The organism is Oerskovia sp. NPDC056781 (assembly GCF_042789955.1).
Taxonomy (GTDB): Bacteria; Actinomycetota; Actinomycetes; order Actinomycetales; family Cellulomonadaceae; genus Oerskovia; species Oerskovia rustica.
The window spans coordinates 1-10,513 of the sequence record NZ_JBHUAD010000139.1 but is presented as its reverse complement, the minus strand read 5'-3'; the positions used below and the strand labels follow the sequence as shown (position 1 = coordinate 10,513).

Here is a 10,513-nt window from a genome sequence, read left to right as displayed (position 1 = left end):
CTCGGGGAGCGGGCCCCCGGTCCGGGGACGGTGCCGGCCGTCCCCAGCAGCGGCCCCCGGAGCGCACGAGCGCCCGGTGGCCGGGGAACCTCTCGCGCGCTCGCCGCGCGTGGCTCGCGGTCGCCGCGGTGGTCGTCGTCGTCGGCGTCGTCGCCGCGCTGGTCGTGTGGGCCGTCACGGGGGGGCCCGACGACGCAGCGTCCGGCGCGTACGCCGTCGACCCCGCGCGTGTGGCCGAGCTCGAGGCTGCCGAGGCCGCTCGCGACGCCGAGAACCTGGGCGTCGTGACCGACTTCGCGCTCTCCGCCCAGGAGCGTCTCGTCCCGACCATGAACGACCTGTCCGTGGCGCTGCCGCTCGACGGATCGCCCGGCGCCCCCGCGACGCCCGAGCAGGTCGCGACCTGGCGCGAGGACCTCGCGGCCCTGACGACCGAGGCCGAGGCGCTGCCCACCGGCGCGTCGGGGTACAACGTGACGCGCAACGGGCTGGGCGTCTCGATCGCGCTCCTGGGCGACACGGTCGACACGCTCGTCCTGGCCGAGGGCGCGGCCGAGCCTGCCCGTGCCGAGCTCCTGGCGCTCGCGGCCGACCTGCGGCTGCGCGCCGCCGACACGTGGGCCATGGCCGCGACCCAGCTCGACGAGCTGAGCGTCGGCGCCGACCAGGGACACGTCCACGTGTTCCTCCCGCTCCACCCGGACGACGCAGGCGACGGCGCCGCGAGCCTGGGCGGGAGCGACCACTAGACCGGTGCCCGCCGGGACCACCTGCGGGTGGGCCGAGTCCCGGCGGGCGCCCAGGGGCACCGTGCGCACGAGGAGGTGAGGACGGACGCAGGACCGGCGGCACTGGCGCCGCGGAGGACGACGATCGACTTTCAAGGGAGAAAGCTGTGACCGTACGACACCGAAGAAGACGGGCTGGGGTGAGCGCGTTCGTCGCGCTGACGCTCGCCGCCCCGACCCTGGCCCTGACGGCGCCCCCCGCCGCTGCCCACGACGAGTTCTCCGTGCTCGTCTTCTCGAAGACCGCCGGGTTCCGGCACGACTCGATCCCGGCAGGGATCGCGACGATCAAGCAGCTCGGCCAGGACAACCACTTCGCCGTGACGGCGACCGAGGACGCGGGGGCCTTCACCGAGGAGAACCTCGCGGGCTACGACGCGGTCGTGTGGCTCTCGACGACCGGCGACGTGCTGAACGCCGACCAGCAGGCCGCGTTCGAGGCGTACATCGCCGACGGCGGCGGGTACGCGGGCGTGCACGCCGCGTCCGACACCGAGTACGACTGGCCCTGGTACGGCGACCTCGTGGGCGCGTACTTCTCGGCGCACCCGCAGAACCAGACCGCGACCGTCGTGGTCGCGGACAAGGACCACCCCTCGACCGCGCACCTGCCGGCCTCGTGGGAACGGTACGACGAGTGGTACAACTTCCGCGAGAACCCGCGCGGCGACGTGCACGTGCTCGCGACGCTCGACGAGTCGACGTACTCGCCGGGTGGGGGCGCCATGGGCGCCGACCACCCGACCGCCTGGTGCCAGGAGGTGGCCGGGGGCCGCTCCTGGTACACGGGTGGTGGGCATACGCAGGAGTCGTACGCCGACCCGGCGTTCGTCCAGCACCTGCTGGGTGGCATCCAGACCGCCGCGGGAGCGGTCGACGCCGAGTGCGGCGCGACCGTCGACAGCTCGTACGAGCAGATCACGCTCGCGAAGGGCGCGGAGAAGACGGGCGAGCCCATCGCGCTCGCGGTCCTGCCGGAGGGCGACGTCCTGCACACCTCGCGCGACGGCCGGGTCTGGTACACGACCGCGGACGCGTCGACCTCGCTCGCGGGCACCATCCCGGTGTACTCGCACGACGAGGACGGGCTCCAGGGAGTCGCGATCGACCCGAACTTCGCCGAGAACCGCTGGGTCTACCTCTACTACGCGCCGAGGCTGAGCACTCCTGCGGGTGACGCCCCGGAGAACGGCACGGGTCCAGGGTCGTTCGCGGCCTTCGACGGCTACAACCAGCTCTCGCGCTTCACGCTCACGGACCAGAACACGATCGACCTCGCGAGCGAGCAGAAGATCCTCGAGGTCGAGGCCTCGCGCGGCACGTGCTGCCACGCGGGTGGCGAGATCGACTTCGACGCCGAGGGCAACCTCTACCTGTCGACGGGCGACGACTCGAACCCGTTCGCCTCGGACGGCTACACGCCGATCGACGAGCGCCCGACGCGCAACCCGGCCTACGACGCCCAGCGCTCCTCGGGCAACACGAACGACCTGCGCGGCAAGCTCCTGCGCATCACCATGAAGGACGACGGGACGTACACGATCCCGGACGGCAATCTCTTCGCGCCGGGCACGGACAAGACCCGTCCCGAGATCTACGCGATGGGCTTCCGCAACCCCTTCCGGTTCTCGGTCGACAGGACCACGGGCTACGTGCACCTCGGTGACTACGGTCCGGACGCGGGCGGGGCGAACCCGAACCGTGGACCGGGGGGCTCGGTCGAGTTCAACGTCATCACCGAGCCGGGCAACTACGGCTGGCCGTACTGCGTGGGCGACAACGTCCCCTACGTCGACCACGACTTCGCCACGGGCACCTCGGGGGCGGCGTTCGACTGCGCCGCGCCCAAGAACACGAGCCCGAGCAACACGGGTCTCGTGGACCTGCCGCCGGCGATCGCGGCGTGGCAGCCCTACGACGGCGGGTCCGTCCCGGCGTTCGGCACGGGCGGCGAGTCGCCCATGGGCGCCGTGGTCTACGACTACGACCCGGACCTCGTCTCCGAGACCAAGTTCCCGGCGTACTACGACGGCAAGCCGCTCCTCTACGAGTGGGACCGTGCGTGGATCAAGGAGGCCGTGCTGAACGAGGACGGCAGCCCCGCGGGCTTCGTCCCGGCGCTCGACGGGCTGAACATCCGTCGTCCCATGAACCTGGAGTTCGGCCCGGACGGCTCGCTGTACGTGCTCGACTACGGCAGCGGCTACTTCGGGGGCGCCGCGGACTCCGCGGTCTATCGCATCGACTACGTCAAGGGCTCGCGCTCTCCCGTCGCGGAGATCGAGGCGTCGGTGACCAACGGCGGTGCGCCGCTCGAGGTCGTCCTCGACGGCTCGGGGTCCAAGCACCCCGAGAACCTGCCCCTCACGTACGCATGGGACGTGGACTCGGACGGCACGATCGACTCGACCGAGCCCGTCGTGACGCACACGTACACCGCCAAGGGGCAGTACACGGCCCGCCTGACGGTCACCGCTCCCGACGGCAAGACGGGCGTGTCCACCACGACCATCACGGTCGGCAACACCGCTCCCGTGGTGACGCTCGACCTGCCGCAGGACGGCCAGTTCTTCGACTTCGGCGACCAGGTGCCCTTCAAGGTCACGGTGACCGACGCCGAGGACGGCAACCAGGTCGACTGCCGGAACGTCGTGGTCGAGTACATCCTCGGCCACGACAACCACGGCCACCCGCTCTCGAGCGCGACGGGCTGCGAGGGCGTCCTCACGACGGCCAAGGACGAGGGGCACGGCCTCGACGCCAACATCTTCGGCGTGGTCAACGCGACCTACACCGACGGCGGGGCCGAGGGGGTGCCCTCGCTGACCGGTGACGACGAGGCAGTGCTGCACACACGGACCAAGCAGGCCGAGTACTTCACGGCGCAGCAGGGGGTGCAGGTCGTCGACAAGGCAGCGGCCGAGGGAGCCAAGCAGCTCGGCTACATCGCGGCGGGCGACTGGTTCGCGTTCGACCGGATGAACCTCAAGGACGTGACGGGCATCTCGGCGCGCTACACGTCGGGCAACGCGGGCGGCCTGATCGACGTCCGCGTGGGAGCGGCGGACGGTCCGCTCCTCGGGACCATCACCATGGGCTCGACAGGGAGCTGGGAGACGCACGCGTCCTCCGACGTCGTGCCGATCACCGACCCGGGCGGCACGAACACCCTGTTCTTCGTGGCGCGCTCGGCGTCGGGGGGCACGGGCGACATGTTCGACGTCGACTCGCTCCACTTCTCGGGCAAGGGCGCGGCGAACAACGTGGCGCCGAGGGTCACGTCGGTCACGGGCACGCCCACCACAGGTGACGCCCCGCTCGACGTGACGTTCACGGCCGCCGCGACCGACGCCGACGGCGACGCGCTCACCTACGCGTGGGACTTCGGCGACGGGGGGACCGGCACGGGCGCGCAGGTCATGCACACCTACACGACGGGTGGCGCGTTCACGGCCAAGGTGACGGTCACCGACCCGGCCGGCGCCTCGGCGTCGGGCACCGTGAAGGTGACGACGTTCGGCACGCTCGAGTGCACCGAGACCGACCCGCAGCGTGGCCCGGTCGACGAGTTCCTCGGCGCGTCGATCGACGCGTGCCGGTGGGACGTCCACAGCTACCGGCCGGACCTCGCCGAGGTCCGCGACGGCAAGTGGGTCGTCACCACGACCGACGACGACTTCTACGGGACGGCGAACTCGCCCGTGCCGAACATCGTCACGACCGACCAGCCGGGCGACACCTGGACCGTGGAGACGTCGTTCACGGCGCCTCTCGCCAGGTCCGCGCAGCAGGGCGGCATCATCGTCTACCTCGACGAGAAGAACTACGTGAAGCTCGACGTGGTGGGCAACGACGACGGGTCGGTGCGCGCGGAGCTGCGCAGCGAGGTCGGCGACGTCACGCAGAACCCGCAGCCGGGGATCGACAACCTGGTCAAGCCGGTCTACGGCGAGTACCAGCTGCGGCTCTCGCGTGCGGGCGACACGTTCACGGGCCAGGTGTCGGTCGACAACGGCCAGACCTGGGCCGCGCTGCCGGGCGGCGTGAAGAACCCGGCGGCGAAGGACGCCGGGGTCGGCGTGTTCGCGCTCGGCAAGCTCGCGGGCGCGGCGCAGATCGACGTCGCGTTCGACTACGTGCGCCTCGTGGACGGCACCACTCCGCCCGTGTGCGAGGGCACGACGGCGAGCGACACGTTCGAGGGCACCGAGCTCGACCCGTGCCGCTGGTACGTCGTCAACCCCGACGCGTCCAGGCTCGCGGTGAGCGACGGCGCGCTGCGCCTGACCACCACGGACGACGACGTGTTCGGCGCGACCAACTCGACCGTGCCGAACATCCTGCGCAACAAGGTCGTCACGGGTGACACGTGGACGGTCGAGACGACCATCACGGCCGACCTCACGCAGAACTACCACCAGGGCGGGCTCATGGTCTTCAAGGACCAGGCCAACTACGTCAAGGTGGGCGTGATCCACAACGGTGGCGGCAACGGGACCGTCGGCTTCGAGGTGCGCAGCGAGAAGGGCGACGTGGTCCAGAACCCGCAGCCCGGCGTGTCCGACCTGCCCCGCGAGGCCGACAAGACCTACCACGTGCGCCTGACGCGCGACGGGAACACCTTCACGGGGTCCTGGTCGCTCGACGGCGTCACGTGGACGGACCTCGCGCCGGTCACGAACGACACGCTCGCGGGCATCGCCCCGGGGCCGTTCGCGCTCGGCAAGAACCAGACGGCTCCCACGACGGTCGCGTTCGGCGACGTCACGTTCGTCGAGGACGAGCCCGAGGTCTGCCAGCCGGCCACCCCGGCCGAGGGCTACCGCATGCTCTTCGACGGCACGGCCGAGTCGCTCGCGGGCTGGAAGATGGCCGGCCCGGGCGGGTTCGTGCTCCAGGAGGACTGCTCGATGCTGTCCACCGGTGGCATGGGCCTGCTCTGGTACCCCGAGGAGCTCGAGGCGTACAGCCTCACGCTCGACTGGAAGATGGCGGGGGACGACAACTCGGGCGTCTTCGTCGGGTTCCCCGACCCGGGGGACGACCCGTGGGTCGCGGTCGACCAGGGGTACGAGATCCAGATCGACGCGACGGACGCCGACGACCGCACCACCGGTGCGATCTACACGTTCCAGAGCGCGGACCTCGCGGCCCGCGACGCCGTCCTCAAGCCGCCGGGGGAGTGGAACGCGTACGAGATCAGGGTCGAGGGTCAGCGGATCCGGGTGTTCCTCAACGGGACGCTGATCAACGACTTCACCTCGACCGAGCCGTCCCGCGACCTGTCGTCCGGCTTCATCGGGCTGCAGAACCACGGCAACGGCGACGACGTCTCGTTCCGCAACGTCCAGGTCAAGGACCTGACCGTCGAGCCGGAGCCCGAGGTCGAGGTCACCTCCACGGTGAAGTCCCAGTGCGTGGGGCGCACGGCGAACGTCTCGGTGCGCGTCGTGAACGACGAGGACGTCCCCGCGGACATCGTCGTCGCCACGCCGTTCGGCACCAAGACCTTCCTCGGCGTCCTGCCGGGGAAGTCCGCGCACCAGTCCTTCAGCGCGCGTGCCGGCGCGGTGGAGGCAGGGGCCGCTCAGGTCACGGCGACGGCCGGGGGTCGGACCGCGACCTTCGACGTCGCCTACGGGGCCACGAGCTGCGGGTGACCGGGTGACCGGTTGACCGGTTGACGGTCCGCAGCGGGCGGGGCGGGAACCTCAGGGTTCCCGCCCCGTCCGTCGTCCGGGGCCTGCGGGTACTGGGACGCCCTGCCCGACGGCGCCGCTCACCCCGGAGCACGGCGCGGCCCAGGCGCGCGACCCAGGCGTGGGCTCAGTCGAGCGGGCGCACCATCACGACGTCGTCGTGCGCCTCGCCGCCCACGACGTAGGTGCGCGTACCCGCGAACGAGAACCCGTGCTTGCGGTAGAACGCCTGGGCCCGTGCGTTCTCCCCGTTGGTGCCGAGCCACACGGCCCGGTCCGGGACGAGGGCCGGTGCCGCGTCCAGCGCGGCCCGCAGGAGGTCGCTCGCGACCCCCGTGCCCTGGGACGAGGGGTGCACATAGATCTTCGACAGCTCGACGGTCGGCTCGTCGCCCACGACGGCCACGATGTCGGCGTCGTCGGGCACGCCGCGCACGAGCAGCGCGTAGCCGACCAGGTCTCCGGCGCCGTCGGACGCGTCGGACCCTCCGGCCTCGGCAGCCCCGTCGGGCGACCGGGGCGACCGGGGCGACTCGGCCACGAGCAGCGCGTGGTCGGCGCTCGCGGTCCACGCGACGAACCTCTCCGGGGAGAGCTGCGTGCGGATGTGCTCGGCGACCGCCGCCGGGTCGGAATCCGGCGGGCACGCGAGGGGGAACGTGATCGCGGCCAGGGCCGCGAGGCGGTCGGCGTCGGCAGGGGTCGCGGTGCGCAGGGAGGTCGTCACCCGCGGAAATCTACCCGGCCGCACCCACGAGCGGGAGGGGCGTCCCGCCGTCGGGCCGTTGACACCCCGCCCCGCCCGGAGGACGGTGGAAGGACCGGAGACGTCGCCCGCCCAGCCCACGGACGCCGCCCCCGCCGGAGCCCCGACGACGGGGCCCGCGTGAGGGGAGGTGAGAACACATGAGGAAGATGGTCGACTGTCGGACCACGCCCAGCGTCATCAACTGCACGCTGACGATCGCCGGCGAGGAGGAGGAAGTCCTCGACGCCGCATACGACCACATGATCAGCAAGCACGGGCACGAACCGACGCCCGAGCTGAGGGAGCAGATCCGTGCCGACCTGGTCGACGCCGAGCCGTCGATGGCCTGACGCGCCCGACAGCACGAGACGAGCACCAGACCGAGCACCTGGCAGCAGGTGACAGCAGGTGACAGCACAGCCGGTCGTGGCCCGCGGGTCACGGCCGACGCGCGTGCTCTCGACGATGATGGGGACATGACGCACCTCCCGGCGCCCGTCGCGCGCCGCATCGACCTCAACGCGGACCTGGGCGAGGGGTTCGGGCCGTGGGCGCTCGCGGACGACGACGCCCTCCTCGACCTCGTGACCAGCGCGAACGTCGCGTGCGGTTTCCACGCGGGCGACCCGATGATCATGCGTACGACCACGCGCGCGGCCGTCGAGCGGGGCGTGAGCATCGGCGCGCACGTCGCCTACCGCGACCTCGCGGGCTTCGGGCGGCGCTTCCTGGCGGTGACGCCCGCCGAGCTGACGGCCGACGTCGTCTACCAGATCGGCGCCCTCGACGCGTTCGCGCGCCTCGCGGGGGACCGGGTCCGGTACGTCAAGCCGCACGGCGCGCTCTACAACGCGATCGTCCGGCACGAGGAGCAGGCCCGCGCGGTCGTCGACGCGGTCGCCGCCTACGACGCGACGCTGCCGGTCGTCGGGATGTCGGGGTCGGCCGTGCTCCGGCTCGCCCGGGGGGCGGGACTGCCCGTGGTGCACGAGGTCTTCGCCGACCGCGGATACGCGCCCGACGGGTCGCTCGTGCCCCGGGGGACACACGGCGCGGTCCTGCACGACCCGGTCGAGGTCGCCGACCGCGCGCTGCGCCTGGTGACCGAGGGTGTCGTGGTCGCTTCCGACGGCAGCGAGATCACGGTCGAGGCCGACTCGGTCTGCGTCCACTCGGACACCCCCGGCGCGGTCGCGCTCCTGACCGAGGTGCGCCGGGTGCTCGAGGCGAGCGGCGTCGTCGTGCAGGCGACCGGGCGGTGACCGTGCCGGGGGTGTCGGGCGGGCCGCGCATCGGTGCCTATGGCGACCACGCGCTCATGGTCGACCTCGCGGGGCTCGACGAGGTGCACGCCCTGACCGCCGCGCTGCGCGCCGCGGCCGTGCCGGACGTCGTGGACGTCGTGCCCGCGGCGCGCACGGTGCTCGTGCTGCTGGACGACGCGGCGACCACCGCGGACACGGCCCGGGTCGAGGACGCGGTCCGGGCCGCGTGGGCGTCTCGGAGCGCGGTCGCGCAGCAGGGGGAGGGGCGCCTCGTGGAGATCCCGGTCGTCTACGACGGGCAGGACCTGCCCGACGTCGCCGCGTGGGCCGGGCTGTCCGTCGCCGAGGTCGTCGCGCGCCACAGCGGGCGGGAGTACGTCGTCGCGTTCGGCGGCTTCATGCCGGGCTTCGGATACCTGACCGAGGTCGACCCGAGGATCGCCGCGCCCCGCCTCGCGACCCCGCGGACCCGGGTGCCGGCCGGGTCGGTCGCGCTCGCGGGCGACCTCACGGCGGTCTACCCCCGTGCGACCCCCGGCGGGTGGCGCCTGCTGGGCCGGACCGACGTCGAGCTGTTCGACGTCGACCGCGACCCGCCCGCGCTCCTGACCGCGGGGACGAGGGTGCGCTTCCGAGAGGTCGACCGGCTGCCGGGAGACACCCACGGTGACACTGCGGTCGCCGAGGGTGACGTGCTGTCCGCCGGGGGTGACGGTGGTGTCGCCGGGGGTGACGCGCACTCCGCCGAGGGTGACCAGAAGCTCGCCGAGGGTGACGCGATACCCGTCCGGGGTGACCGAAGGCCTGCCGAGGGTGACCGTGCCGGTGGCGTCGAGGTGCTCGCGACGGGGCCGCTGACGCTCGTCGAGGACGAAGGGCGGCCGGGCTGGGCGTCGTCGGGGGTGGGGAGGTCAGGCGCCGCGGACAAGGGGGCGTTGCGCCTGCTCAACCGCCTGCTCGCCAACGACGACTCCGCCGCGGTGCTCGAGGTGACGCTCGGGGGGCTGGCCCTGAGGTTCCACGAACGGGCGACGATCGCGCTCGCGGGGGCGACGGCGCCGGCGACCCTCGGTGGCACGCCGGTCGGTATGCAGGCGGTGCTCGAGGTGCGCCCAGGAGCCGAGCTGCACCTCGGGTTCGCCCCGCGAGGGACGCGGACGTATCTGGGGGTCCGGGGCGGGTTCGACGTGACGCCTGTGCTGGGGTCGCGATCGTTCGACGTCCTCGCCGGCCTGGGGCCCGCGCCGTTGCGCGCGCGGGACCGGTTGGCGATCGGGCCGAGACCGTCACGTCTGCCCGTGGTCGACCTGGCGGCGCCCCGCGCCGCGGCGACGGGGATCGCCGAGCTGGCGGTGCGTCGTGGGGTGCGGGAGGCGTGGTTCGACGACGTCGCCTGGCGCGATCTCCTGGGCACCACGTTCGAGGTGACGGACGCGAGCAACCGGGTCGGCCTCCGGCTGTCGGGTGGGCGGATCGGACGACGGAGCGGAGAGCTGCCGAGCGAGGGTCTCGTGCCCGGCGCGATCCAGGTCCCGCCCGACGGACAACCCGTCCTCTTCCTCCGTGACCACCCCGTCACGGGTGGCTATCCCGTGATCGGTGTCGTCCGGGCCGGCGCGCTCGACGTCGCCGCGCAGCTCCGTCCGGGGGACCGGCTGCGGTTCCGGGAGGCGAGTTGACGGGGGCGACGGGCACCCCGTAGTGTTCTGGACGTCAGCCCGGCAGGGAGGAACAGACACCACTGCGAAGCTCTTCGGAGCCGCCGCGAAGTGGCTGGATCCCCCGGGTGGCCACCCTTCAGATCTTCTCAGGACACCTCTGCGTGTCAGTGAGAGTCGTCGGGGCGGTCGGCTCAGCCGACTCCGCTTCACCGGAAACGGCGAAGTTGAGACGCGGGAATGAGTCTGGTAGGTTAGAGAAGTTGCCCCGAGTGAAGGCCCCTGGTGGGTTGGAGTCGGTGCGTGTCGGTTGCTTGAGAACTCAACAGTGTGCTTGATAGTTAATGCCAATGGT

Annotated in this window: 6 protein-coding genes; 5 read left to right on the top strand and 1 reads right to left on the bottom strand. The window is 72.3% G+C overall.

The window, feature by feature from the left end:
* Both ACFRCR_RS12540 and ACFRCR_RS12535 read left to right on the top strand, forming a co-directional pair.
* Window positions 1-749: hypothetical protein (locus ACFRCR_RS12540; RefSeq protein WP_377677935.1), on the top strand; the 749-nt coding region annotated here is incomplete at its 5' end.
* A 179-nt stretch (window positions 750-928) separates the two neighbouring features.
* Complete coding sequence (locus tag ACFRCR_RS12535) at window positions 929-6,448, top strand: ThuA domain-containing protein (protein ID WP_377677933.1); 5,520 nt, start codon at window positions 929-931, stop codon at window positions 6,446-6,448.
* 166 nt (window positions 6,449-6,614) lie between these two features.
* Here the strand turns inward: ACFRCR_RS12535 and ACFRCR_RS12530 are convergent, their stop codons facing one another.
* Window positions 6,615-7,214, bottom strand: coding sequence for a GNAT family N-acetyltransferase (locus ACFRCR_RS12530; RefSeq protein ID WP_377677932.1), 600 nt, complete (start codon window positions 7,212-7,214; stop codon window positions 6,615-6,617).
* A gap of 179 nt (window positions 7,215-7,393) precedes the next feature.
* Between ACFRCR_RS12530 and ACFRCR_RS12525 the strand changes: the two genes are divergently transcribed.
* The 3 genes from ACFRCR_RS12525 (at window position 7,394) to pxpB (ending at window position 10,179) form a co-directional block, all read left to right on the top strand.
* Window positions 7,394-7,585, top strand: coding sequence for a DUF1059 domain-containing protein (locus ACFRCR_RS12525; RefSeq protein ID WP_193721289.1), 192 nt, complete (start codon window positions 7,394-7,396; stop codon window positions 7,583-7,585).
* Window positions 7,586-7,711: 126 nt separating this feature from the next.
* Window positions 7,712-8,497, top strand: coding sequence for a LamB/YcsF family protein (locus ACFRCR_RS12520; RefSeq protein ID WP_377677930.1), 786 nt, complete (start codon window positions 7,712-7,714; stop codon window positions 8,495-8,497).
* On the top strand, window positions 8,494-10,179 hold the full coding sequence (pxpB, locus tag ACFRCR_RS12515; protein ID WP_377677928.1) for a 5-oxoprolinase subunit PxpB: 1,686 nt from the start codon (window positions 8,494-8,496) through the stop codon (window positions 10,177-10,179). The genes ACFRCR_RS12520 and pxpB overlap by 4 nt, the downstream gene beginning before the upstream one ends.
* Window positions 10,180-10,513: the final 334 nt, after the last annotated feature.

Excerpts from the sequence above, each read along its gene's own strand:
- ACFRCR_RS12520 (WP_377677930.1), top strand. The coding sequence starts at position 7,712 with ATGACGCACCTCCCGGCGCCCGTCGCGCGCCGCATCGACCTCAACGCG.
- ACFRCR_RS12525 (WP_193721289.1), top strand. The coding sequence starts at position 7,394 with ATGAGGAAGATGGTCGACTGTCGGACCACGCCCAGCGTCATCAACTGC.